The organism is Kitasatospora sp. SUK 42, assembly GCF_015776785.2.
In the GTDB taxonomy this organism is placed as follows: Bacteria; Actinomycetota; Actinomycetes; order Streptomycetales; family Streptomycetaceae; genus Kitasatospora.
In genome coordinates this window covers 1,552,681-1,577,171 of the sequence record NZ_LFMD02000002.1, presented here as the reverse complement: position 1 = coordinate 1,577,171, position 24,491 = coordinate 1,552,681, and the positions used below count along the sequence as shown (strand labels likewise).

Genomic DNA, 24,491 nt, shown 5'->3' with positions numbered 1-24,491 from the left:
CATGTCCCGGGGGAGCAGGCCGCCGGCCACAAAGACCCCGAACGTTTGAGGACGTATCCCCGGTGGACCAGAACGACATGGGCGCTGACCTCGCGAAGGTGCTCATCAGCAAGGACGAGATCGACGCCAAGCTCCTTGAGCTGGCCGAGCGGATCGACCGGGACTACGCAGGCAAGGACCTGCTGATCGTCGGCGTCCTCAAGGGTGCTGTGATGGTCATGGCCGACCTGGCCCGGGCCCTGCACTCGCAGGTCACCATGGACTGGATGGCCGTCTCCTCGTACGGCATGGGCACCAAGTCCTCCGGCGTGGTGCGCATCCTGAAGGACCTGGACACCGACATCGCCGGCCGTGACGTCCTGATCGTCGAGGACATCATCGACTCCGGTCTGACGCTGTCCTGGCTGCTGGGCAACCTGGGCTCGCGCGGCCCGGCGTCGCTGGAGGTCTGCGCCCTGCTGCGCAAGCCGGACGCCGCCAAGGTCGAGATCGACGTGAAGTACGTCGGTTTCGACATTCCGAACGAGTTCGTGGTCGGCTACGGCCTGGACTACGCGGAGAAGCTGCGTAACCTCCCGTTCATCGGCACCCTCGCCCCGCACGTCTACGGCGGCTGAGAGCCCGTTCGGGCTACGGGCGGGAACAGTAGGTCGTTCCCGCCCGTTGGACCGGGGGACAAAGAACCAAAGCCGTGTCGCCGTGCTCCCGCCATGGGTGGGTAGGACTGCGGTACGGTCCAATAAACCGCTCTTCACATGAGCACCGACCGGATGCGCCGCGGCCCCCAGCCTCACGGCGCCGTTGAGTGGCAGGAGGGACGGGGCGGCAACGCCCCGCATGGATGGACGTCAAGCGATACTTCCGTGCGCCGATCATGTGGATCGTGCTGGCCGTCCTCGCCGTCATCGTACTGATGCAGGTCGTTTCGGATTCGAACGGCTACAAGACGGTGGACACCGGTCAGGTGGTCGCGGCGATCGACGCGCACAACGTCAAGTCGGCGCAGATCACCACCGGTGATTCGAACACGATCAAGATCCAGCTGAAGGACGGCGCCACGCTGTCCAACGCCGGCACGGGCAAGGTCCCGTCCGGCAGCAAGTTCCAGGCCTCGTACATCGGCGACCAGGGCGTCGCCCTCGCCGACAAGCTGCAGGCCCAGATCAACGACAAGGACCCGAACACCCTCGCCGAGGGCTACACCGTCAGCCCGGAGAAGCAGAGCACCTTCGTCAGCCTGCTGCTGTCGATGCTGCCGATCGTGATCATCGTCCTGGTCTTCCTGTTCCTGATGAACCAGATGCAGGGCGGCGGCTCGCGCGTCATGCAGTTCGGCAAGTCCAAGGCCAAGCTGCTCACCAAGGACACCCCGAAGACCACCTTCGCCGATGTCGCCGGTGCCGACGAGGCGGTCGAGGAGCTCCACGAGATCAAGGAGTTCCTGCAGGAGCCGGCCAAGTTCCAGGCCGTCGGCGCCAAGATCCCCAAGGGCGTGCTGCTGTACGGCCCGCCCGGTACCGGCAAGACCCTGCTGGCGCGTGCCGTCGCGGGCGAGGCCGGGGTGCCGTTCTACTCCATCTCCGGTTCGGACTTCGTCGAGATGTTCGTCGGCGTCGGCGCCAGCCGGGTCCGCGACCTCTTCGAGCAGGCCAAGGCGAACGCCCCGGCGATCGTCTTCGTCGACGAGATCGACGCCGTCGGCCGGCACCGCGGCGCGGGCCTCGGCGGCGGTCACGACGAGCGCGAGCAGACCCTCAACCAGCTGCTGGTCGAGATGGACGGCTTCGACGTCAAGGGCGGCGTGATCCTGATCGCCGCGACCAACCGCCCCGACATCCTGGACCCGGCGCTGCTGCGCCCGGGCCGCTTCGACCGCCAGATCGCGGTGGAGCGTCCCGACCTCCAGGGCCGTCTGGACATCCTCAAGGTGCACCAGAAGGGCAAGCCGATCGCGCCCGACGTCGACCTCTCGGCCGTCGCCAAGCGCACCCCCGGCTTCACCGGCGCCGACCTGTCGAACGTGCTGAACGAGGCGGCGCTGCTGACCGCCCGCTCCGACAAGAAGCTGATCGACAACGGCATCCTGGACGAGGCGATCGACCGCGTCGTGGCCGGTCCGCAGAAGCGCACGCGGATCATGTCCGACAAGGAGAAGAAGATCACCGCGTACCACGAGGGCGGTCACGCCCTGGTCGCGGCGGCCTGCCAGTACAGCGACCCGGTGCACAAGATCACCATCCTGTCCCGCGGCCGGGCCCTCGGCTACACCATGGTGCTGCCGGACGAGGACAAGTACTCCACCACCCGCAACGAGATGCTCGACCAGCTGGCCTACATGCTGGGCGGGCGCGCGGCGGAGGAGCTGGTCTTCCACGACCCGACCACCGGCGCCTCGAACGACATCGAGAAGGCCACCGCCACGGCGCGGGCCATGGTCACCCAGTACGGCATGACCGAGCGCCTGGGTGCGATCAAGTTCGGCACCGACAACTCGGAGCCGTTCCTGGGCCGCGAGATGGGCCACCAGCGCGACTACTCGGAAGAGGTCGCCGGGCTGGTCGACGAAGAGGTCAAGAAGCTCATCGAGAGCGCGCACAACGAGGCCTGGGAGATCCTGGTCGAGAACCGCGACGTGCTCGACAACCTGGTCCTGGAGCTCCTGGAGAAGGAGACCCTGAACAAGGAGCAGATCGCCGAGATCTTCGCCCCGGTGATCAAGCGCCCGGTCCGCCCGGCCTGGACGGGTTCGTCCCGCCGCACGCCGTCCACCCGGCCGCCGGTGCAGTCGCCGAAGGAGCTCGCGCTCACCAACGGCGCCGCGTCCGCGGACAGCGTGCCGGTGGACATCGTGAAGCTCCCGCCGCTGCCGACGTCGGAGCCGCCGACCGAGGGCTGATCACGGTTTCCGCAGGGAATGGATGCCGCGTCACCGGGGTTTGTACCCTGGAGGCGCGGCATCCGTGCTGTTCAGCCAGAGTCTTCACACGAGTAAGCGAGGCCCGCATGATCGACCCGGTGACGCTCGACGGTCCGCCCGCCGTCGGGACCTTCGACCAGAAGCGGGCCGAGAACGCCATCCGCGAGCTGCTGCTCGCCGTGGGGGAGGACCCGGACCGCGAGGGCCTCCTGGAGACCCCCGCCCGGGTCGCCCGGGCCTACAAGGAGATCTTCGCGGGTCTCTGGCAGGAGCCCGAGGACGTCCTGACCACCACCTTCGACCTGGGCCACGACGAGATGGTCCTGGTCAAGGACATCGAGCTGACCTCGGTCTGCGAGCACCACCTGGTGCCGTTCCGCGGTGTGGCGCACGTCGGGTACATCCCGTCCAGCAACGGCAAGATCACCGGCCTGTCGAAGCTGGCCCGGCTGGTCGACGTCTACGCCCGCCGCCCGCAGGTGCAGGAGCGGCTGACCAGCCAGGTCGCCGACGCGCTGATGCGGATACTCGAGCCGCGCGGGGCGATCGTGGTGGTCGAGTGCGAGCACATGTGCATGTCGATGCGCGGCATCCGCAAGCCGGGCGCCAAGACCATCACCTCCTGCGTGCGCGGCCAGCTGCGCGACCCGGCGACCCGGGCCGAGGCGATGAGCCTGATCATCGGGCGGTGACGGAACCGTCCCCCGACCCGCCGGCCGGACCGGCCGGCGGGTGGTCGTCCACGGGCCTCAGCCCATGTGGGTGCCCAGCCATTCGAGCGAGGCGGGCAGCTCCCTGTTCCAGCTGTCGAAGTTGTGCCCGCCGTCGTCCAGGTAGAGCGAGTCGACCTTGAACTGCGGGTTGGCCGCCGCGGTCCGGGTCGCCTCGTCGACGAACTGGACGGTCTGCTGGTAGTCCGACTCCTTGCGGGTGGAGACGACCAGGATGTTGAGCGGCGGCACCGGCAGGTTCTGCAGCCGCCAGGCGAGGTCGTGCTGCTGGGTGAGCGCCTTGTCGCCGTTGAAGAGGTCGCCGCCGGTGTAGTTGTCCTGGCGCACGGTGAAGTCCCCGTGCAGGCTGACCGCGTTGCCGTAGACGTTCGGGAAGCGCATCGCCAGCCGCAGCGCGCAGGAACCGCCGGTGGAGAAGCCGAAGGTGGCCCAGGAACCGGCCGTGCGGCCCACCCGGTAGGCGCTGAGGACGGCCTCGGGGACGTCCTTGACGAACCAGGTCTCGGTCCGCGGCCCGCCGGGGACGTCCACGCACTCGGTGTCCCGGGTCGGGACGACCGCCGGGCGGGCCATCACCAGGACGGTCGGCGGCATCTTGCCGGAGCGCTGCATCTCGATCGCGGTCTGGGCGAGGGGCAGGTCCTGGATCAGGTTCAGGGCGGTGCCCGGGTAGCCGGAGAGGGCCAGCAGGACGGGGAAGCGGACCAGGGCGAACTTCGGGTCGAAGTACTCGCGCGGCAGGTAGACGAACAGCTGGTCGGAGAAGCCGGTCTCCTTGCCGCTGACCCGGACCGACTCGATCCTGCCGACCTCCTCGGGCGTGCCCTTGGGCAGGTTGCCCACCGCCTCCAGGCCGCCCTCGTCGGTGGGCTGGATCAGGGCGTCGGCGGCCGTCGCGCCGCCCTTGTGGTTCTCGTTGCCGGCCAGCGCGAGCTTGGCGCCGCCGGGGCTGAGCAGGTCGTCCCAGGTGGTGTAGAACCCGAAGGAGTTGTTCACCGACAGCGCCAGCACGGCCAGGGTCGAGACCTGAACGACCGTCAGCAGTCCGATCCGGCCGAGCACCGGCAGCGGGCGCTGCCGGGCCAGTCTGGGCCAGATCCACAGGGTGGTGAGTAGGGCCGCCGCGCCGAGTGCGAGCAGCGAGTTCACCAGCGCTTCGCTGGTCAGTTCCATGCCGTCGGCCTTCCGGTGGGGCACTGTCGGTGCAGGCTTCATCGTCTGGCGGCCCGTCAGGCCGGGCCACCGCGGCTAGGCTGTCCGGGCGCCTCCGGGTCGGCCGGGAGGGCGGGGGAGACCAGGGGCAACCGGCGCCCTAGAATGCGGCGTCCACCGTACGTAACGCGCGCCTGGGGGTCTGGTCGCGCCACGCGCCGGTGGGCCCTCCACTCCCACCCCCGGCTCAACCCGCAGCGCATCCATGGAACCGGTTTACCGTCCGTTTCCGGATCCTTGGTATGCGCATTGCCTGATGAAGGAATAGGCATGAAGGTCCATCACACGTGGTCCACCGAAGTGACCGGACACCGCACCGCAGCCTCTACGCTGAGCTTCCATGAGCGTTCCCGTGTCCGTTGAGCCGAGCCCCGAGCAGCCGCCGCGCCGCAAGCGCGGCCTGCAGACGCTGCGCACCCAGGCGGCGGCCGTCCCGAGGGCCTGGCTCCCGGGCGCGGTCGGCTACGCCTGTCTGCTGATCGGGCTGGTGGACATCGCCAGTGCGGTGTTCCCCAAGCTCCGGCACACCAGGATGCACACCTTCGCCGGGCAGCTGCCCGGCGGCACCACCAGCCTGGCCGCGGTCGGCACGCTGATGGTCGGCATCCTGCTGGTGCCGCTCGCGCACGCGCTGCGCCGGCGCAAGCGGCGGGCCTGGCGGGCGGTCTGCGTGCTGCTGCCGCTCAGCGCGGCGCTGCACATCGTGCGCTGGCACCAGATCGGCCCGGCGGTGGTCTCGCTGGTCGTCCTCGTCGTGATGCTGCTGCACCAGCGCGAGTTCTACGCCAAGGCCGACCCGCGCACCCGCTGGCGCGCGGTGGCCAACCTGGTCGTCATGGGCGCCCTCAGCGTGCTGCTCGGCCTGCTGATCGTGAGCACCCGGACCAGGTACGAGTTCGGCCACCCGGGCCTCACCGAGCGGCTGCAGCACGTCGCGTACGGGCTGTTCGGCTTCGAGGGGCCGATCCGCTACACCAACGAGCGGATGTCCGACCTGGTCGCCTACCTGCTCGGCGGCCTCGGTCTGCTCACCGCCTTCACCACCGCCTACCTGGCGCTGCGCCCCGGGAAGCCGAAGCCGGAGCTGACCGCCGAGGACGAGGAGAAGGTCCGCGAGCTGCTCAAGCGGCACGGCGAGCGCGACTCGCTCGGTTACTTCGCGCTGCGCCGCGACAAGAGCGTGCTGTTCTCGCCCACCGGCAAGGCCGCGATCTCCTACCGGGTGGTCTCCGGCGTGATGCTCGCCTCCGGCGACCCGGTCGGCGACGTCGAGGCCTGGCCGGGCGCGATCAAGGTGTTCATGGCCGAGGCCCGCGAGCACGCCTGGGTGCCCGCCGTGATGGGCTGCAGCGAGGTCGGCGGCGAGGTCTGGACCCGCGAGGCGAACCTGGACGCCCTGGAGCTGGGCGACGAGGCGATCGTCGACACCGCCACCTTCTCGCTCGCCGGCCGGGCCATGCGCAACGTCCGCCAGATGGTCAAGCGGATCGAGCGCAACGGCTACTCCTGCAAGGTGCGCCGGGTCTCCGAGCTCACCGCCGACGAGAGGTACCGGATCGCGGACGCCGCCGCCCGCTGGCGCGGCACCGACACCGAGCGCGGCTTCTCGATGGCGCTGGGCCGCTTCGGCGACCCGCTGGACGACGACTGCGTGGTGGTCACCGCCCACAGGGACCCGGAGGAGGGCGAGAGCGGCGACGACCTCAAGGCCGTGCTGCACTTCGTGCCCTGGGGGCCGGACGGCATCTCGCTGGAGCTGATGCGCCGCGACCGCGCCGCCGACCCGGGCCTGAACGAGCTGCTGATCGTCGCCGCCCTGCAGGCCGTGCCCGCCATGGGCGTCCGCCGGGTGTCGCTCAACTTCGCGATGTTCCGCTCGGCGCTGGCCCGTGGCGAGCGGATCGGCGCCGGCCCGGTGCTGCGCGCCTGGCGCGGACTGCTGGTGTTCCTGTCCCGCTGGTTCCAGATCGAGTCGCTGTACAAGTTCAACGCGAAGTTCCAGCCGGAGTGGGAGCCCCGCTTCCTGGTCTTCCCGAACACCCGGGACCTGCCGCGGATCGGCTTCGCCGCGATGCAGGCGGAGGCCTTCATCACCCTCGGCATGCCGCGCTTCGGCCGCAAGCGGCAGCGTGAGGGCCTGATGCCCGTGCCGTCGGCCCGTGAGGTCACCGAGGCCGCCTGAGGCCGTCCGGGACGCCTGAGCGCCGTCCGGGGCCCCCGCCGAGAATCCTCGGCGGGGGCCCCGTTCGATAATGGGCGCATGAGCAATACGTCGCCGTTCTCCCTGCCGACCGGGCTGCCGCGGCTCGACCGCTGCGCCGTGATGGGTGTGGTCAACGTCACGCCCGACTCCTTCTCGGACGGCGGGATGTGGTTCGACCCCGCCAAGGCCATCGCGCACGGGCTGGCCCTGCGGGCCCGCGGCGCGGACCTGGTCGACGTCGGCGGCGAGTCCACCCGGCCCGGCACGACCCGGGTGCCCGAGGAGGAGGAGCTGCGCCGGGTGCTGCCGGTGGTGCGCGAGCTGGCCGCCGCCGGGGTCGTGGTGTCGGTCGACACCATGCGCGCCTCGGTCGCCGAGCGGGCCGTCGAGGCCGGCGCCGCGATCGTCAACGACGTCTCCGGCGGGCTCGCCGACCCGGCGATGGCCCGGGTGGTCGCCGAGAACGGCGCGCCCTTCGTGGTGATGCACTGGCGCGGGCAGTCCGCCGACATGGACCGGCTGGCCGTCTACGACGACGTCGTCCGCGACGTGGTCACCGAGCTGACCGACCGCATGGACGCCCTGCTGGCCGCCGGGGTCAAGGAGGACCAGCTGATCCTCGACCCGGGCCTCGGCTTCGCCAAGACCGCCGAGCACAACTGGGCGCTGCTCGGCCGGCTCGACGCGCTCACCGCGCTCGGCCGTCCCGTCCTCGTGGCGGCTTCGCGCAAGCGGTTCCTGGGTACGCTGCTCGCCGACCCGGAAACCGGGGAGCTGCGCCCGGCCCGCGAGCGGGACGACGCGACGGCGGCGGTCTCGGTGCTGTCGGCCCAGGCCGGAGCCTGGGCGGTACGGGTGCACGACGTGTCCGGCACGGCGGACGCCGTCCGCGTGGTCGCGGCATGGCAACGCGCGGCACGGCTGGGGTGAGGGAGGGTCTGTGACAGGTGACGGCAGGTTGAGCGGCGGTACGGCCGGGAAGGCCCCCGAGGCGGACCTGGAGGCGGTGCTCGCGGCGAACCGGGCGCTCTACGAGGCGTTGGAACGGGGGGACGTCGAAGCGGTCGAGGACGCCTGGCTGGGCGCCGAGTACGCGGACGACAAGGGCGGCGTGGTGTGCGTGCACCCCGGCTGGCCGGTGCTGCGCGGACGGGCCCAGGTGACCCGTTCGTACATGCTGATCATGATGAACACGGAGTACATCCAGTTCTTCCTGACCGATGTCGAGGCCGAGGTCCACGGAGATGTGGCCCTTGTCACGTGCACCGAGAACATCCTCTCCGGCGGAGAGGCGGAGGAGGAGGGGGAACTCGGTCCGCTGATCGGCGGAAAGGTCGTCTCGACCAATCTGTTCCGCCGGACCCCGGCCGGGTGGAAACTCTGGTCGCACCATGGTTCACCCGTTCTGACCAGCGGGGACGAGGACGACGAGGACTGATTCCGGCGGATGCGGGAAATCGGTGCCGGAAGGTCGCCCGGGTATTTCCGGGTGGTCACCCAACGTTCACGTCAATCGCCATTTCGGTGTGCGTGGCGACGGTTCGTGCCGGGTAGGACGGTCAGGTGTTGTCTGCGCTCGCGGGTAGATTCGAAACGGAGTGGCGGGCATGCCGCCCGCCGTCGCCCCGCCCGCCCACGCCTTTCTCCGGGTGGGGCCCGTCCGACTGGGAGCAGTGATTCGTTTGCTGGACCGCGTCACCCTGCGGGGGCTGCGAGCCCGGGGCCACCACGGCGTCTTCGAGCGTGAGCGCATCGAGGGCCAGACCTTCGTGGTCGATCTCGTGCTGTACCTGGACACCCGCCCTGCCGCGGCCGGAGACGACCTCACCCGCACGGCGCACTACGGCATCGTGGCCGAGGAGGTCACCGCGATCATCGCCGGGGACCCGGTCGACCTGATCGAGACCCTGGCCCAGCGCATCGCCGACCAGTGCCTGAAGCACGAGCCGGTCGAGGAGGTCGAGGTGACCGTGCACAAGCCGGACGCCCCGATCACCGTGCCGTTCGACGACGTGACCGTGACCATCCACCGGGGCCGCGCATGACCCCCACAGCGCGCCTGGTTTCCGATGTAGAGGACATAGCTCGATGAGTACCAGCGACCCGACCACCGCGCCGAACGCCTTCGACCTGGAGAGCCGGGTGGACTCGGCCGACACCACGCTGCACAGCCAGCGCTGCGCGGTGATCGCGCTCGGCAGCAACCTGGGCAACCGGCTGGACACCCTGCAGGGCGCCGTCGACGCGCTCGCCGACACGCCCGGGCTGAGGATCAAGGCCGTCTCGGCGGTCTACGAGACCGAGGCCGTCGGCGGCCCGGCGGAGCAGCCGAACTACTACAACGCGGTCGTCGTGCTGCGCACCTCGCTGCCCCCGCGGGACCTGCTGGAGCGCGGCAACGCGATCGAGGACGCCTTCGGCCGGGTGCGGGAGGTCCACTGGGGGCCGCGCACCCTGGACGTGGACATCCTGGCCTACGAGGGTGTCGTCAGCGACGACCCTCAGCTGGTCCTGCCGCACCCGCGGTCGCACGAGCGGGCCTTCGTGCTCGCCCCGTGGCTGGATGCCCAGCCGGAGGCCGAGGTGCCCGGGCACGGGCAGGTCGCCGCGCTGCTGGAGGCGCTCGGCGGGCCGGACGCGCAGGGTGTGAAGCGGCGTGACGACATCCGGCTGACGCTGCCGGAGTAAGGGGCTCCGCGGGCCGGCCGGGGAACTCGGCGAGGGGGCCCGGCCGTACGAGTAGATGTCCGCCCGGCCGGGCCCGGTACGGTGGCCTGGCGCCTCCGCGTCGGGCCACCGGGCGGGCGGCCGGCTCTGGTACCCCGGGAAGGACCTCCTCCGAGTGAAGCTGCTTCGCCTCCGCCTGCTGATCGGGATCACCGCTGTGACGGCGGCGCTGTCCTGGGCCGGCTCCAAGCTGTGGGCCTCCCTGGACACGCTGCCGGCCGTGCCGGCCGCGGCCCCGGTGGTACTGGCGGCGGTGGCGGTGATCCTGCTGGCGACCGCGCTCTCGCTGCGGTCCCGGCTGAAGGCGGTGCGCGAGCGGCAGCCCGGCGCGAAGCGGGTCGACCCGCTGCTGGCGGCCCGGGCGGTGGTGCTGGGGCAGGCCAGCGCGCTGGTCTCCTCGGTGGTGACCGGCATCTACGCCGGGGCCGGGATCTACCTGCTCGGCGAACTGGACGTGCCGGCCCGCAAGGACCAGGCCGTCACGGCCGGGCTCGCGGTGCTGGCGGGGGCCGCGGTGATCGCCGCGGCGCTCTGGCTCCAGCACGTGTGCAAGCTCCCCGAGAATCACGACGATCCGAGCGGTCCGGCGGCCTCACATCACTGACCAGGCCTTTTCTCGTGATCTTGAGTGAAAAGCCGGGCACGTGCGGTAAAGACCGCACCCTGTCAAGGGCGGAAGGGGACCCTGGGCTGACACGGCCCCAATTCGCACGCTAGTTTCTTGGCATGTCTCGCGGACGCCACCGTCATTCCTCCGTCCTCGGCCGGGTCTTTCCCCCCACCGCCGCCGGCGTACTGCTGGTCGCCGCACTGGCCGCTCTGCTTTTCAGTCAGGACACCATCCTGGTGCGCTCGGTGGGCGTCGCGGCGCTGATCGCGACGCTCGGCTTCGCCGTGCTGCTGCGCCAGCGGGACAAGGCGGCCCGGGCGGCCGCCGAGATGTCCTCCGCGCAGCGGCTGCGGGCCGAGGAGCGGTTCGAGGAGCAGCTGGCCGAGGCCGAGTACGCGGCCGAGGTCGCCGAGGAGCGGGCCACCCGGTTCGGGCGGCGGCTGACGGCGGAGAAGTCCCGGCTGGCGAAGGCCGAGACCGAGATCGCCCGGCTGCTGCGCGAGCGGGCCGTGACGGTGGCCGAGCAGGCGCTCAAGGAGGCCGAGGCGGCCCAGCGGGCGCTCGCCGCGAGCCGGCCCAAGTACCCGGCCAGTCCGGCCGCGTTCGTCCGCGCTGCGGCCGTGCTGCGGATGCTGGAGCGTCAGGCGGCGGAGCAGGAGGCTCGGCGGGAGCGTACGGCGGGTGCGGAGGTCGCGCTGAGGGCGCCCGCGACGGCGTCCCGGATCGGCACGGCCGTGCCGGCCGCGCCGGCGCCCAAGCCGGTGTCCGTGCCCGCCCCGGTGGCGCCCTCGGTGCCCACTCCGGCGCAGGCGCCGCTGGCCCAGGCGCCGGTGGACCCGGCATCGTCGGCGCAGCCGCCGGTTCCGCCCACGCCGCTGCGCCCGGCGCTGACGGCGACGGTCGGCCAGCTCGGCGGCGCACAGAGCGCGCCGACCGCGGCTCCGGTGCCGGCGGAGCGGCAGCGGCCGCGCCCGGGGCAGTCCGGCCAGGCGCGCGGGCAGGGCTTCAGCTTCTTCGGCCGCAGCCCGGGTGCGGCGGTGCGGGCGGCGGCTCCGGCGCCGGCGGTGGGCAGCATCGCCGAGCTGGGGGAGCGTACCGACCTGGCGGACGTGGTGGGCGACGAGGCGGTCGCGGCGAAGGCGAAGGCCGAGGCGCAGGAGGCCGCGGAGTCGGCGGGGCCGGCCGTGCCGGGCGGCGAGCGGACGGCGGAGTCGGCCGGGGCGGCGGAGCAGGACGGGCCGGCCGTGGTGGACCTGACGCCTGAGGACGAGACCGAGCTGATCCAGCTGCCGGAGCTGCGCGCCTCGCGCTGAGGCCGCCCGGAGCGAACGCGACGGCGCGGGAGTCGGTACGTACCGACTCCCGCGCCGTTCGGTTTCCCGGGGACCGTGGGGTGCGTCAGGCCTGCCGGGGGTGGGTCAGATCTGGACGCCGAAGTCCTGGGCGATGCCGGCCAGGCCGGAGGCGTAGCCCTGGCCGACCGCGCGGAACTTCCACTCGCCGTTGTTGCGGTAGAGCTCGCCGAAGATCATGGCGGTCTCGGTGGCGGCGTCCTCGGAGAGGTCGTACCGGGCGATCTCGGCGCCGCCGGCGGCGTTCACCACGCGGATGTAGGCGTTGCGGACCTGGCCGAAGTTCTGGCCGCGGGCGACGCCGTCGTAGATGGTGACCGGGAAGGTGATCTTGGCGGCCTCGGCGGGCAGGCCGGCCAGGTTGACGTTGATCGACTCGTCGTCGCCCACGCCCTCGCCGGTGCGGTTGTCACCGGTGTGCACGACGGTGTTGTCCGGCGTGCTGGTGTTGTTGAAGAAGACGAAGTGCGCGTTGGACAGCACCTTGCCGTCCGCGTTCAGGACGATCGCGCTGGCGTCGAGGTCGAATTCGGCGCCGGTCGTGGTGCGGACGTCCCAGCCCAGGCCGACACTGACCGCGGACAGGCCGGGGGCCTCCTTGGTCAGCGAGACGTTGCCACCCTTGGAGAGGCTCACTGGCATGGCGATTGCAGTCCCTTCGTTCGCTTTTCCCGGGAGAACGCAGTACTCCGGCGGCTTGGTTCCGCGCGGGCCGTGAATTCTTCGTGCGGTGTCAAGGCCGGGCAAAGTACGGGCAAAGCAGTGGTCCGGGACGGGGGATCAGGGGATCAGACGCGCGGGAAGCGGCCCTGGAGCGACCAGATGTTCGGGTTGTCGGCCAGGTCGGGGTGCATGTCGAACAGGTCGGCGAGGGTGTCCTGGAGGAAGTCCCGGGCCTCGCGCCGCAGGTCGCTGTGGCGGACCACGACGGGCGGCTCGTCCGGCAGCCAGGTCGCGGTGATCTCGACCCAGTTGAAGCGGCGGGCGAAGCGCAGCAGCTCGGTGTTCTGGGTGAAGTCGAGGTCGGCGGTCTGCACCCGGGCGGCCCGGGAGCCGTCCGGGTCGCGGTCGAGCTGCTCGACGATGTCGCACAGCGCCCAGGCGAAGTCCAGCACCGGGACCCAGCCCCAGCGGGTGGAGACCTCGGCCCCCTCGGCGTCCAGGTAGACGTCGCCGCAGAAGAGGTCGTACCGCAGGGAGCGCACGGGGGCGGTGCGGTAGTCGGTCTGCGGGGGGTCGGGGAAGCGGTTGGAGAGGGAGTAGCCGAGCTCGATCACGTAGGCCATTGTCCGGGCTCGGCGGGCGGTCGGGTAACCGGGTGCGTGGGCGGGCGGTCGGGGCGCGCGGTCGGGCGTGGGGGCGCGGGGGCGCAGGGGGTGCGGGGGCGGATAACCGGGTGACCGGGCGGGCGCGGCGCGGGATGATGGGCGCATGTTTGAGCCCGTCCGCGTACGGGGTTCGGTGGTCGTCCCCGACGCCGAGCTCGTCTGGCGCTTCTCGCGTTCCTCCGGCCCCGGTGGCCAGCACGTCAACACCTCCGACTCCAGGGTCGAGCTGCGCTTCGACCTGGCGGCCTCGGGGGCGCTGCCCGAGGTGTGGCGCGAGCGCGCCCTGGAGCGGCTGGCGCACCGGCTGGTGGACGGTCGGGTGCTGGTGGTCCAGGCCTCGGAGTTCCGTTCGCAGTGGCGCAACCGGGAGGCGGCCGCGGCCCGGCTGGCCGCGCTGCTGACCGAGGCGTGCGCGCCGCCGCCGAAGGCCCGGCGGGCGACCCGGCCGAGCCGGGGGATGGTCGAGCGGCGGCTGTCCAACAAGCGGCACCGCTCCGAGCTGAAGCAGGGGCGGCGGGCGCCGCGCGGCGAGTAGGAGGGCCGGTTCAGCCGAGGGTGCGGTAGCCGCCGCGGAAGTAGAGCAGCGGGCGGCCGCCCGGGTCGGGGACCACGGCCTCCAGGACGCGGCCGAGCAGCAGGGTGTGGTCGCCCGCGGGTATCCGCTGTTCGGTGCGGCACTCGACGGTGGCCAGCGCGCCGTCGATCAGCGGGGCGCCGGTGTGCGGACCGCGGCGGTGCGCGGTGTCCGCGAACAGCAGCCGGTCGCTGAGCCGGCCCTTCATGGCGAAGCGGGAGCCGAGCGTCTTCTGCCCCTCGGCGAGCACCGAGACCGCCCAGGTGTCGGTCCGGGAGAGCACCTCGTCCATCCGGGAGTCCTCGCGGACCGAGATCAGCACCAGCGGCGGGTCCAGCGACACCGAGAGGAAGGACGTGGCGGTCATGCCGATGTCCTCCCCGTCCTCCGGGTCGTGGACGGTCACCAGGCTCACACCGGCGGCGAGCTGGGAGAGTGCTGCCCGGAACTCGTCGGGCGTGGCGTGGGGGGCAGCTTCGGGCTGCGGGGACGAGTACACGTACCGCACGGTAGTCGGCGGTCGTGGGAAACGGCATCGGGCCGTGGTCGTAGGACCACCGGCGCAGCCGCAGGGGTACTCCCGGTGACCGGACTCACTCTCAGGAGTGAAGCGAGGGGGTTGGCGGGCCCAGGGGGCTTCAGTGGGAGGCCGATGCGGTCGACGACGAGAATTGTTCCGATGGCGCTAGATGTCCCGCTATGGGACGGATGAACTGATTAAAGGCGCATTAGTGTCGTGTGATTTAAGTCACAAGTGGCGGCCTATTGCTGACCGAGCGTGCCGAACGCTGTGCTCGCTGTGATTCAGTTCTTCTGGCAATCGGACGATAACCAATCAAGAACTATCCGAAGCAGCCGGGGAGCCCCCGCATGGAAGCCGAGTCGGAGCCGTACGTCCGTCTCGCGACCCTCCGCACCTTGCACCGGGTCGTGGCGGACCTCAACGCTGCCCGCAGCCTGGCGGGCACGCTGCAGGCCGTCGTCGAGGGCGCGGTGCACGGGCTCGGCTTCGACGCCGCCGCGGTCAGCCTCGTCCGCCCGGACGGCGACCTGGTGGTGGCGGCCGTCTGGGAGCTGGAGGAGAGCCCGATGGGCGGGCCCTCGGTGCTGCTCGGCCAGGTCGGCTCACGGGAGTCCTGGGACCGGCTGCTCGGCGTCAGCGACCACTGGGGCACCCTGCGCTTCCTGCCGTACGACCGCGGCTGGGCCGTCGCCAGCGACATCCCGCGCTGGATCGGCGACGGCCCGCTGCCCGTCTACGCCAACGACTGGCACCCCGCCGACGGGCTGCTCGCCCCGATGTACAGCGCCGGCGGCGACCTGCTCGGCGTCCTCTCGGTGGACCGCCCGCGCAGCGGCAAGCGGCCCGGGGCGTGGACCCGCGAGGCGCTGGAGATGTTCTCGCTCCAGGCCTCCATCGCGATCGGCAACGCCCGGCTGCGGGCCGAGATGCAGCGGGCGCTGGCCCGGCTGGAGAAGGAGCAGCAGGCGCTGCGGGCCAGCGAGGAGAGCTTCCGCCAGGCCTTCGAGTACGCGCCCAGCGGGATGGCCATCACCGAGCTGCACGGCGCCGGGCGCGGCCAGCTGACCAGGGTCAACGACGCGCTCTGTCGCCTGCTCGGCCGCCCCCGGGCGGTGCTGCGCCAGCAGAGCTTCGCCGACCTCGTCCACCCCGAGGACCGGGCGCTGCTGGAGCGCACCAGCGCCGAGAGCGGCCGGGCGGAACTGCGGCTGTCCCGGCGGGACGGCGGTTACCAGTGGGTGTGCCTGCGCAACTCGATCGTGGCGGACGCGGCCGAGGGCCCGAGCTTCCTGCTCACCCACGTCGAGGACATCGAGGACCGCAAGCGCCACGAACTCCAACTCGCCCACCGGGCCAGCCACGACGCGCTCACCGGCCTGCCCAACGGCGCCGAGCTCAAGACCCGGCTGGCCCGGCGGCTCTGCCCCGATCCGCAGCCGGTCGGCGCCGCCGCCGAGTCCGGCGAGGCCGGCTACCCGCAGCCGTACGGCTACCGGGCCGACTCCTACCACGCGCACACGGCGTACGAGGGTCTGGAAGGGGTGGACCCGTACGCCGGCCCGGTGCACGGCTACGGGGCGGGCGACGGCAGCTGCCCGCTGCCCGGCCTCGGCGCGGGCTTCGGGGAGCACGTGCACGCGGTGATCCCGGCCGAGTTCGGGCCGGGCGGCGAGGTCTGGTCCTCGCCGTTCCGCTCCGGCGGGTCGGCCGCGGTGGAGAAGGGGCTCGCGGTGCTCTTCTGCGACCTGGACGGCTTCAAGTCGATCAACGACCGGTTCGGGCACAACGCGGGCGACTCGGTGCTGGTCGAGGTGGCCCGGCGGCTGAGCGGGGCGGTCCGGGACGGTGACACGGTGGCCCGGCTGGGCGGCGACGAGTTCGTGGTGCTGGCCGACGGGATCGGCCGCGAGGAGGCCAAGGACCTCGCCCACCGGCTGCGCAACGCGATCATCCCGCCGATGCGGATCGACGGGCGGGCGATGCGGGTGGGGGTGAGCCTCGGGATCGGCTGGGCCGGCTGCGGGATGAGCATCGAGGAGGTGCTGCACACCGCGGACGAGCGCATGTACGACGAGAAGCGGGCGCGGGGCGGCGCCGTGCGCGGGGCCCGGGGCGAGCGCTCCCACCGGCGCGCCGGCTGACGCCGGAGGCCGTCCGGGCCGGGTTCGCGCAGGTCGGCCGGGTGCCGGGTGCCCGGGGGCGCACAGGTTACCCATGAGTTGTCAAGGGGTCTTTCACCGCTGTCAGGAACGGCAGGTAGGGTTCCCGGGACGACAGCGTCCATGATCTGTGCCGCCCGCAGCCCGGCGGCGCACCGGATGGGGGAGCAGACCACCGTGACGACCGCCGGCGACAACGGAGTGCCCGAGGGCCAGGGGGGCGGTGCCCCGCAGGACGACGACCCGTTCGGCTACCTCTACCGTCCGGCCGACGGCTCCACCGGGCAGCCGGCCGAGCCGCAGCAGGGTGTTCCCCGGACGCCGTACAGCCGGCCGATGGAGGTCGGGCGCGCGCAGTACGGCCAGCACTACCAGCAGGGGGCGCCGCCGCGCGGCCAGCAGCCCCCGTACGGCCAGCCCGGCGCGGCGCAGCCCCCGTACGGGCAGCCGCCGCAGCAGGCCCCGTACGGCCAGCCGGGGGTGCCCCCGCAGCAGGCCGAGTACGGCGCGCCCACCCAGCAGACCCGCTACGCCGAGCACTCCCGGCCGCAGCCGGGGGAGGAGCGGCCGAGCAGCGGCCGGAGCAAGGGCGCGGTGATCGGCGCGGTCGCCGTGGTCGCGGCGATAGCGATCGGGGCCGGGATCGCGCTCTCCACCGGTGACCCGGACAGCGACAAGACCGCGAAGGGCGGCACCACGAGCGCCGCCCCGCCGGCCCCCACCACCGCGGCGGCGTCCGCCACGGCCACCGCGGCCTCGCCCTCGGCGAGCGCGACCGTCGCCTCCGGTCCGTCGACCGTGGACGCGGGCCAGCTCCAGGCGCAGAACGCGCCGTCCGCCAACACCGTCAAGGGCGCCAAGTCCGCGGACGGCAGCTACCTGACGCTCCAGCAGGGCGGCACGGTGACCTGGACCGGCGAGATCGCGACGGCCGGGACGTACAAGCTGACCGTGCACTACAACAACGCCGGGGCGGACGTGAGGGGCGCGGCCTCGGTGAACGGCAAGGACTGGCCGAGCGGCCTGGCCTACCGGAACTTCTCGCCGGGCAAGGACCCGGCGTCGTCCTGGTACACCACCTGGATACTCCCGCAGTTCCAGGCGGGTTCGAACACGGTCGCCTTCACCGTGCCCTCCGGACCGATCCTGATCGACCAGATCACCGTCGAGCCGAGCAGCTGAGGCCGCCCCGGACACGACTCGGCCGCCCTTCCCCGTGGGGGAGGGCGGCCGTCGCGTTCCGCGGGCCGGTCAGGCGGCCCTCACCCGGGCGGACTTGAGCCCGGCGTGCCCGACTCAGACGGGCTTCACGGTGGCGAACCGCTCGCCGCCGAGGACCCAGCGGCCGTGGCGCATCACGGCGACCAGGTCGTAGCTCTCGGAGTCGACCACGGCCAGGTCGGCGAGCTTGCCGGTCTCCAGCGAGCCGATCGAGTCGCTCAGGCCGAGCAGCCGGGCCGGGGTGGCGGAGAGCGACTCGACGGCCTGGTTGAGGGTCAGGCCGTTGATGGTGACCGAGCGCTTGAACGCCACGTCCAGGGTGAGGGTGGAGCCGGCGATCGCGCCGCCCTCGACCAGCCGGGCGACGCCGTCCTTGACCTCGACCTGGAGCGGGCCGAGCGGGTAGAGGCCGTCGCCCATGCCGGCGGCGCCCATGGCGTCGGTGATCAGGGCGACCCGGGAGGCGCCGGCGGTGCCGTAGGCCAGGTCGAGGACGGACGGGTGCAGGTGCACGCCGTCGTTGATCAGCTCGACGGTGACCCGCTCGTCCTCCAGGAGGGCGACGATCGGGCCGGGGGCGCGGTGGGCGATCCCGGGCATGGCGTTGAACAGGTGGGTGGCGACGGTGGCGCCGGCCTCGATCGCCTCCAGGGTGGTGGCGTAGTCGGAGTCGGTGTGGCCGACGGCGGCGATCACGCCGAGGTCGGCGAGCATCCGCACCGAGTCCAGGCCGCCGGGCAGCTCGGGGGCGAGGGTGACCATCCTGGCGTGGCCGCGGGCGGCGTCGACCAGCTTGCGGACCAGGGCCGGGTCGGGGTCGCGCAGCAGGTCGGGGCGGTGGGCGCCGCAGCGGTTGTGCGAGATGAAGGGGCCCTCGAAGTGGATGCCGGCCAGGACGCCGTCCTCGACGAGTTCGGAGAGGACGGCGGCCTGGCGGGCGACCTCGTCGATCTCGCCGGTGACGGTGGAGGCGACCGTGGTGGTGGTGCCGTGTTCCAGGTGGGTGCGGGCGGCGAGCAGGGCCTCCTCGGCGATGCCGGAGGCGTAGGACGCGCCGCCGCCGCCGTGGACGTGCAGGTCCACGAAGCCGGGGACGACGGTGAAGCCGGTCAGGTCGAGGTCGCCGGGCTCGGTCTCGCCGCCGAAGCCGGCCAGGCGGTCGCCTTCGACGGCCAGGCGGTCGCCCTCGACGACGCCGCCGGGCAGGACCAGTCGGGCGCCCGCCAGGGCAGTACGGTCACGGTCCGCGGTGGTCACGCGGTCACCTCCATGGAGAGCAGATCCCAGGCGAGCAGGCCAGCGCCCAGGGACGCGGCGGTGTCTTTGAGCATGGCGGGGACGACCTTCGGGGGCATCTGGAAGGTCAGTCGCTCGGTGACCGCCGCGCGCAGCGGAGTGAAGAGCGTGTCGCCGGCCTCGGCCAGCCCGCCGCCGACGATCACCGTCGACGGGTCGAGCAGGCTCTGGGCGAGCACGATGCCGTCGGCCAGGGCGTCGATCGCGTTCTGCCAGACCGCGAGGGCACGGTCGTCCCCGGCGTCCACCGCGGCGGCGCAGGATGCCGCGTCGGCGTCGGGGTCGCCGCTGGCCTCGGCCCAGGCGCGGGAGACGGCGGAGGCGGAGGCCAGCGTCTCCAGGCAGCCGCGGGCGCCGCAGCCGCACTGCGGTCCGCCCGGGCGGACCACGACGTGGCCGATCTCGCCGCCGTAGCCGTGCGCGCCGGCCTCGATCCGTCCGCTGATGCCGATGGCGCCGGCGATGCCGGTGCCCAGCGCGATGAACAGGAAGCGGTCGACGCCCCGGCCGGCACCGAGCCGGCCCTCGGCCAGGCCGCCCGAGCGCACGTCGTGGCCGAGGGCCACCGGTATCGCGGGGCCGCCGTCGCCGGTCAGGCGCTCGCCGAGCAGCTTGCGCAGCGGGAGGTCGCGCCAGCCGAGGTTGGCGGAGTAGACCGCGACGCCGTTCTTCTCGTCGATCGTGCCGGGGACGGCGACGCCGGCCGCGAGCGGGGCAGTGCCGAAGCGGCTGCGGCCCTCGTCCGCGAGGTCGGCGGCGAAGTCGAGGATGGCGGCGACGACGGCGTCGGTGCCGTGCTCCCGCCCGGTCGGTCGGCGTGCTTCGAACAGCACGGAGCCGTCCTGGGCGAGCAGCGCGGCCTTCATGCCGGTGCCGCCTACATCGAGTGCGATGACGTGCTTCACGGAGGACAGTTTCCCTTGGGCGGGTCGAAGAGGTCTAGTCCAGTTGTCGGATTGGTCTGGTCCATACTGGGTGAGCTTTGTCTCGGCTGCGGGCGGTGTGCGGGGTTTTGTGCCCCGGGTGCTCCTCGGCCGGGCCGTGGCCGCGCCGTGGCCTCGCCGCGGGCCCGGGAGGCGGGTTCGGGTGGCGGGGTCCGGGGTGTTGCGCATCGTGCAATGAAGCCGGGCACTTCGGTAACTACTGGTCGGGTGGGGCCGAGTGGTGTGGACCAGTGGACGGAGGGTTTGGCAGTGTGGCGCTCCCCCCTGCCGGATTCCCTCCTCCGGCCGTAGTTCATTCCCCTGAAGGCGGTACCCGCGTTGGACAGGCGCGCCCACGTTCCCACCCGTGTGCTCGGTACGGCGTTGGCCGGAGCACTGGTGCTCACCGCGGTCAGCGCGTGCAGCGGGCAGGACGACGGGCCCGTCACGCTCAAGCTGGTCGCCGCGGACTACGGGGAGAGCGTCGAGACCAGCTCCAGCCACTACTGGGACCAGGTCGCCAAGGACTTCGAGGCCGCCAACCCCGGCATCAAGGTCCAGGTCGAGGTGGACACCTGGACCGACATCGGCAAGAAGGTCGACGACATGATCGCGGCCGGGAAGTCGCCGGACCTGCTGCAGACCGGAGGCTTCGCGGAGCAGGTCGCGGCGGACCGGCTGTACTCGGCCGCGGACGTGCTCTCGATGGACACCCAGGCGAAGTTCATGGACAACTTCTCGCACGCCGGGCAGGTGCTGGGGACGCAGTACGGGATCCCGTTCGTCTCCTCCTCGCGGGTGCTCTTCTACAACAAGGCGGTCTTCCGGCAGGCGGGGATCACGCAGCCGCCGACCACCTGGAACGAGCTGCGGCAGGCGGCCGAGAAGATCAAGGCGAAGGTGCCGGGGGTGACCCCGTACGGGCTGCCGCTGGGGCCCGAGGAGGCGCCGGCCGAGTCGATGCTGTGGACGCTGAGCGGGGGCGGGAGCCTCTCGGACGACGTCGGCAACTACACCATCGACAGCACCGAGAACCAGGCCACGTTCGGCTGGCTGAAGAGCAACCTGGTGAACACCGGGCTGACGTACCCGGACCCGGGCAAGATGAACCGCACGCCGGTGTTCCAGGACTTCGCGTCCGGGAAGGTCGCGATGCTGAACGGGCACCCGACGCTGCTGCGGATGGCGACCGCCGGGAAGATCGACTTCGGGACGGCGCCGATCCCGAAGAAGGACGGCGTGGGCAAGACCGGGAGCCTCGGGGTCGCGGACTGGATGATGGCGTTCAAGGCGAACGGGCACAAGAACGAGATCAAGAAGTTCCTGTCGTTCGTCTACTCGCGCGAGAACCAGCTGAAGTTCGACGAGCAGTACAACCTGCTGCCGGTGACGCAGGACGCGTTCACCCAGATGTCGTCCGACCCCAAGCACGAGGACCTCAAGCAGTTCGCGGTCGGGCTGACCAACGCGAGCTTCTACCCGTTCGGGGATCCGGCCTGGGGCGACGTCAGCAGCCGGATCAAGGCCGGCATCGGGCAGGCGGTGACGGGGGATCCGAAGCAGGTGCTGGCGGGGATCCAGGACGCGGCGGTGAAGGAGGCGGCCCGGGTCCGCAAGTAGGACCCGGGGCGCCTGCGCCGGAGGGTCTCAGGGGAGCGTGATGGCGTAGGCCTTGCGGAGGGTCTCGTGGACCGTCCAGGTGGTGCGGTCGCCCTCGCGCAGGACCGCGCAGTCGCCGGGGCCGACGTCCAGGGTCGGGCCGTCCTCGATCTCGATGGTGGCCCGGCCGCTGAGCACCACGAACATCTCGTCGGCCTCGACGTCGGTGACCACGCCCGGGGTGATCTGCCAGATGCCGCGCAGCTGGCGGCCGTCGGGGGACTCGGAGAGGACCTTTCCGGTGACCTCGGGGGTGCCGGAGACGATCTGGGACGGGTCGAGGGGCTCGGGTTCGAGGTCCGCGTCGGGGATGTGCAGGGCGAAGCTGGTCATGAGGGCGACGGTAGTCGGCGCCGGGGGCTCGTGAGGGGCGCAGAGTGTGTCGGGGGCGGGCGGGAGAATGACACTCCGTAGTTTCCTGGCGTGACGGGCGGAGGTGTTCCCGGTGGGCGAGCTGAGTGAGCGGGACCGGGCGGTGCTGGCGCTGGAAGGGCGGCAGTGGCGGACGGCGGGGGCCAAGGAGCGGGCGATCCGGGAGGAGCTGGGGCTCTCCTCCACGCGGTACTACCAGCTGCTGAACGCGCTGTTGGACCGGGAGGAGGCGCTGGCGTTCGCGCCGGTGCTGGTGAACCGCTTGCGGCGGGTGAGGGAGGCCCGGCGGGCGGCCCGTTGACGGGGGCGGGCGCGGCCGGTGCGTTGACGGGGCCTTCGGGGTATGGGCGTCGGTATGGGATTCGAAGAGATGGTCGGGCCCGTCACCGCCGCCGGGCGGGACGGGGTGCGGGCGGTTCTGGCGGCGCCGGGGGACGCGGTGGTCGCGTTGGACTTCGACGGGACGTTGGCGCCGATCGTGGCGGATCCCGAGCGGGCGCGGGCCCATCCGGGCGTGGTGGGGGTGCTGCGGACGCTGGCGCCGGTGGTGGGGGCCGTCGTGGTGGTGACGGGGCGCCCCGCGGGCGTGGCGGCGGAGTACGGGGGGTTCGCCGGGGTGCCGGGGCTGGTGGTGCTGGGGCACTACGGGGCCGAGCGGTGGGAGGCGGGCGAGGTGACGGCGCCGGAGGTGCATCCGGGGGTCGCGGCGGTGCGGGCGGCGCTGCCCGGGGTGCTGGAGCGGGTGGGGGCGCCGGAGGGGACGTGGACGGAGGACAAGGGGCGCTCGGTGGCGGTGCACACCCGGCGGACGGCCGCGCCGGAGGAGGCGTTGGAGCTGCTGCGGGCGCCGGTGGCGGAGTTGGCGGCCGAGTACGGGCTGGTCGTGGAGCCCGGGCGGCTGGTGCTGGAGCTGCGTCCGCCGGGGGTGGACAAGGGGGCGGCGCTGACCGGGTTCCTGCGGGAGCGCGGGGCGCGGTCGGTGCTCTACGCGGGGGACGACCTGGGGGACGTGGCGGCCTTCGCGGCGGTGGAGAAGCTGCGCGGGGAGGGCGTGGCGGGGCTGCTGGTGTGCGCCGGTGCGGTGGGGGACGCACCGGTGCGGGAGCTCGCCGACCGGGCGGACGTGGTGGTCCGGGGGCCGGAGGGTGTGGTGGGGCTGCTGGGCGCCCTGGGGGAGGAGCTCAGAGGGCGTTGAGCTGGTCGAGGAACCACTGCTGCGGGGGGAGCGCGGTGGCCGCGGCGGCGAGGCGCTTGGTGCGGTCGGTGCGTTCCTCCCGGCTCATGGTCAGGGCGGTGTTCAGGGCCTCGGCGGTGGCGATGACGTCGTAGGGGTTGACGGTGAGGGAGGCCTCGGCGAGTTCGGCGTGGGCGCCGGCCTCGCGGGACAGGACGAGGACGCAGCCGTCGTCGGACACGACGGGGACCTCCTTGGCGACCAGGTTCATGCCGTCCCGGATGGGGTTGACCAGGACGACGTCGGCCAGCCGGTAGGCGGCCAGGGAGCGCGGGAAGTCGTCGTTGACGTGCAGGATCAGGGGCTGCCAGGCGGGGGTGGCGAACTCGGCGTTGATGGCCTCGGCGAGCTCCTGGACGGCCGCGGTGTAGTCGCGGTACTCGGCGAGGTCGGTGCGGGACGGGTAGGCGAAGGCGATGTGCACCACCCGGCCGCGCCATTCGGGGCGGGTGCGGAGCAGGTGCCGGTAGGCCTGGAGGCCACGGACGATGTTCTTGCTCAGCTCGGTGCGGTCGACCCGGACGATGGTGCGGCGGTCGCCGACGGCCTCGCGCAGGGCGGCCAGGCGTTCGTCGACGTCGGGGCGGTGGGCGCGTTCGCGCAGGAAGTCGGCGTCGGCGCCGAGGGCGTGGACGCCGAGGGCCGTGGTGCGGCCGTCGTGCGTGACGGTGAGGGCGCGGTGGTCGACGGTGGCGCCGAGGAGGTCCTCGCAGCAGGCGGCGAAGGCGCGGGCCCAGCGTTCGGTGAGGAAGCCGGCCCGGTCGGCGCCCAGGATGCCGGTGAGGACGGCGCGGGCGACGTCGTCGGGGAGCAGCCGGTAGTACTCGGGCGGGGCCCAGGGGGTGTGCGAGAAGTGGCCGATCCGCAGGTCGGGGCGGATCTCGCGGAGCAGGGCCGGGGCGAGGGAGAGGTGGTAGTCCTGGACGAGGACCGCGGCGTTCGGGGCGGCTTCGGCGGCCAGGGCCTCGGCGAAGGCGGCGTTGTACGCCTGGTAGGCGGCCCACTGGGTGCGGAACCCGGCGTCGAAGGAGGGCGCGGTGGGGGTCGAGTAGAGCAGGTGGTGGACGAACCAGAGGGTGGAGTTGGCGACGCCGTTGTAGGCGTCGGCGAAGGTCTCCGGGGCGATGTCCAGCATTCGGACGGCCAGGCCGCCGACGTCGTGGCCTGCCAGGTCGAGGCGGCCGTGGGGGGCTTCCCGGGCGGCTCTGCGGTCCGCGTCGTTCAGGGCGGCGCAGACCCAGACGGCGTTCGGGTCGTCGATCGCGGACAGGCCGGAGACCAGGCCCCCGCCGCCTCGGCGCAGGGTCAGCGTGCCGTCGTCGGCGGTGCTGAACGACACCGGTCCCCGGTTGGAGGCCACCAGGACGGGGGCGGTGCCGGTCACACTCGAACGTTCGGTCGTGAGATCGCCCATGGTTGGCATGTTGCCGGGGGGTCGGCGTGGCAAACC

The 24,491-nt window shown here is 72.4% G+C and carries 24 protein-coding genes; 16 read left to right on the top strand and 8 right to left on the bottom strand.

Annotated elements, in window-relative coordinates:
- The first annotated feature begins 62 nt into the window (after positions 1-62).
- The 3 genes from hpt to folE all read left to right on the top strand — a co-directional run bounded on the left by hpt (position 63) and on the right by folE (position 3,609).
- Positions 63-617, top strand: coding sequence for a hypoxanthine phosphoribosyltransferase (gene hpt, locus RZ50_RS06730; protein ID WP_031064035.1), 555 nt, complete (start codon positions 63-65; stop codon positions 615-617).
- Between the two features lie 224 nt (positions 618-841).
- Positions 842-2,896, top strand: a complete 2,055-nt coding sequence (gene ftsH, locus RZ50_RS06725) for an ATP-dependent zinc metalloprotease FtsH (RefSeq protein WP_196948059.1) — start codon at positions 842-844, stop codon at positions 2,894-2,896.
- A 107-nt stretch (positions 2,897-3,003) separates the two neighbouring features.
- Positions 3,004-3,609, top strand: coding sequence for a GTP cyclohydrolase I FolE (gene folE, locus RZ50_RS06720; RefSeq protein ID WP_196948060.1), 606 nt, complete (start codon positions 3,004-3,006; stop codon positions 3,607-3,609).
- Positions 3,610-3,666: 57 nt separating this feature from the next.
- Here folE and RZ50_RS06715 read toward each other — a convergent pair whose 3' ends face one another.
- Positions 3,667-4,821, bottom strand: coding sequence for an esterase family protein (locus tag RZ50_RS06715; protein ID WP_196948061.1), 1,155 nt, complete (start codon positions 4,819-4,821; stop codon positions 3,667-3,669).
- A gap of 379 nt (positions 4,822-5,200) precedes the next feature.
- Here RZ50_RS06715 and RZ50_RS06710 point away from each other — a divergent pair, with 379 nt between their 5' ends.
- The 7 genes from RZ50_RS06710 (at position 5,201) to RZ50_RS06680 (ending at position 11,713) form a co-directional block, all read left to right on the top strand.
- A complete protein-coding gene (locus RZ50_RS06710) occupies positions 5,201-7,042 on the top strand; it encodes a phosphatidylglycerol lysyltransferase domain-containing protein (protein WP_196948062.1) in 1,842 nt (613 codons plus the stop codon).
- A 78-nt stretch (positions 7,043-7,120) separates the two neighbouring features.
- Entirely contained in the window at positions 7,121-7,993 is an 873-nt protein-coding gene (gene folP, locus RZ50_RS06705) for a dihydropteroate synthase (RefSeq protein WP_196948063.1), read from the top strand.
- A gap of 28 nt (positions 7,994-8,021) precedes the next feature.
- Positions 8,022-8,501, top strand: a complete 480-nt coding sequence (locus tag RZ50_RS06700) for a nuclear transport factor 2 family protein (RefSeq protein ID WP_196948064.1) — start codon at positions 8,022-8,024, stop codon at positions 8,499-8,501.
- A gap of 247 nt (positions 8,502-8,748) precedes the next feature.
- Complete coding sequence (gene folB / locus RZ50_RS06695; protein ID WP_196948098.1) at positions 8,749-9,108, top strand: dihydroneopterin aldolase; 360 nt, start codon at positions 8,749-8,751, stop codon at positions 9,106-9,108.
- A 43-nt stretch (positions 9,109-9,151) separates the two neighbouring features.
- Positions 9,152-9,751, top strand: a complete 600-nt coding sequence (gene folK, locus RZ50_RS06690) for a 2-amino-4-hydroxy-6-hydroxymethyldihydropteridine diphosphokinase (RefSeq protein WP_196948065.1) — start codon at positions 9,152-9,154, stop codon at positions 9,749-9,751.
- Between the two features lie 154 nt (positions 9,752-9,905).
- Complete coding sequence (locus RZ50_RS06685) at positions 9,906-10,394, top strand: DUF3180 domain-containing protein (RefSeq protein ID WP_196948066.1); 489 nt, start codon at positions 9,906-9,908, stop codon at positions 10,392-10,394.
- Between the two features lie 122 nt (positions 10,395-10,516).
- Complete coding sequence (locus RZ50_RS06680; protein ID WP_196948067.1) at positions 10,517-11,713, top strand: hypothetical protein; 1,197 nt, start codon at positions 10,517-10,519, stop codon at positions 11,711-11,713.
- 105 nt (positions 11,714-11,818) lie between these two features.
- Here the strand turns inward: RZ50_RS06680 and RZ50_RS06675 are convergent, their stop codons facing one another.
- Together RZ50_RS06675 and RZ50_RS06670 are read right to left on the bottom strand one after the other, a co-directional pair.
- Positions 11,819-12,394 (bottom strand): TerD family protein, encoded by a 576-nt coding sequence (locus RZ50_RS06675; RefSeq protein ID WP_196948068.1) that lies wholly within the window; start codon positions 12,392-12,394, stop codon positions 11,819-11,821.
- A gap of 146 nt (positions 12,395-12,540) precedes the next feature.
- The gene (locus RZ50_RS06670) at positions 12,541-13,038 is read right to left on the bottom strand and encodes a hypothetical protein (RefSeq protein WP_254802009.1); all 498 of its coding nucleotides are present in this window, start codon (positions 13,036-13,038) and stop codon (positions 12,541-12,543) included.
- A gap of 145 nt (positions 13,039-13,183) precedes the next feature.
- On the opposite strand from RZ50_RS06670, the gene arfB reads away from it, so the two are divergent.
- Positions 13,184-13,615 (top strand): alternative ribosome rescue aminoacyl-tRNA hydrolase ArfB, encoded by a 432-nt coding sequence (gene arfB, locus RZ50_RS06665; protein WP_196948070.1) that lies wholly within the window; start codon positions 13,184-13,186, stop codon positions 13,613-13,615.
- A gap of 10 nt (positions 13,616-13,625) precedes the next feature.
- Here arfB and RZ50_RS06660 read toward each other — a convergent pair whose 3' ends face one another.
- Positions 13,626-14,153, bottom strand: coding sequence for a flavin reductase family protein (locus RZ50_RS06660; RefSeq protein WP_308271506.1), 528 nt, complete (start codon positions 14,151-14,153; stop codon positions 13,626-13,628).
- Between the two features lie 371 nt (positions 14,154-14,524).
- On the opposite strand from RZ50_RS06660, the gene RZ50_RS06655 reads away from it, so the two are divergent.
- Entirely contained in the window at positions 14,525-16,318 is a 1,794-nt protein-coding gene (locus RZ50_RS06655) for a diguanylate cyclase (RefSeq protein ID WP_196948072.1), read from the top strand.
- Between the two features lie 141 nt (positions 16,319-16,459).
- Complete coding sequence (locus RZ50_RS06650; RefSeq protein ID WP_196948073.1) at positions 16,460-17,518, top strand: hypothetical protein; 1,059 nt, start codon at positions 16,460-16,462, stop codon at positions 17,516-17,518.
- Positions 17,519-17,632: 114 nt separating this feature from the next.
- Here RZ50_RS06650 and nagA read toward each other — a convergent pair whose 3' ends face one another.
- On the bottom strand, positions 17,633-18,814 hold the full coding sequence (gene nagA, locus RZ50_RS06645) for an N-acetylglucosamine-6-phosphate deacetylase (RefSeq protein ID WP_196948074.1): 1,182 nt from the start codon (positions 18,812-18,814) through the stop codon (positions 17,633-17,635).
- Positions 18,811-19,758 (bottom strand): ROK family protein, encoded by a 948-nt coding sequence (locus RZ50_RS06640; RefSeq protein ID WP_196948075.1) that lies wholly within the window; start codon positions 19,756-19,758, stop codon positions 18,811-18,813. The genes nagA and RZ50_RS06640 overlap by 4 nt, the downstream gene beginning before the upstream one ends.
- Positions 19,759-20,160: 402 nt before the next feature.
- Here RZ50_RS06640 and RZ50_RS06635 point away from each other — a divergent pair, with 402 nt between their 5' ends.
- Entirely contained in the window at positions 20,161-21,396 is a 1,236-nt protein-coding gene (locus RZ50_RS06635; protein ID WP_254802008.1) for an extracellular solute-binding protein, read from the top strand.
- 27 nt (positions 21,397-21,423) lie between these two features.
- On the opposite strand, the gene RZ50_RS06630 is transcribed toward RZ50_RS06635, so the two are convergent.
- Entirely contained in the window at positions 21,424-21,768 is a 345-nt protein-coding gene (locus RZ50_RS06630) for a cupin domain-containing protein (RefSeq protein ID WP_196948076.1), read from the bottom strand.
- Between the two features lie 112 nt (positions 21,769-21,880).
- Between RZ50_RS06630 and RZ50_RS06625 the strand changes: the two genes are divergently transcribed.
- Together RZ50_RS06625 and otsB are read left to right on the top strand one after the other, a co-directional pair.
- Entirely contained in the window at positions 21,881-22,108 is a 228-nt protein-coding gene (locus RZ50_RS06625; RefSeq protein ID WP_196948077.1) for a DUF3263 domain-containing protein, read from the top strand.
- A gap of 54 nt (positions 22,109-22,162) precedes the next feature.
- Complete coding sequence (otsB, locus tag RZ50_RS06620) at positions 22,163-23,002, top strand: trehalose-phosphatase (RefSeq protein WP_254802007.1); 840 nt, start codon at positions 22,163-22,165, stop codon at positions 23,000-23,002.
- Here the strand turns inward: otsB and RZ50_RS06615 are convergent.
- Entirely contained in the window at positions 22,989-24,455 is a 1,467-nt protein-coding gene (locus tag RZ50_RS06615; protein ID WP_196948079.1) for a trehalose-6-phosphate synthase, read from the bottom strand. The genes otsB and RZ50_RS06615 overlap by 14 nt on opposite strands.
- Positions 24,456-24,491: the final 36 nt, after the last annotated feature.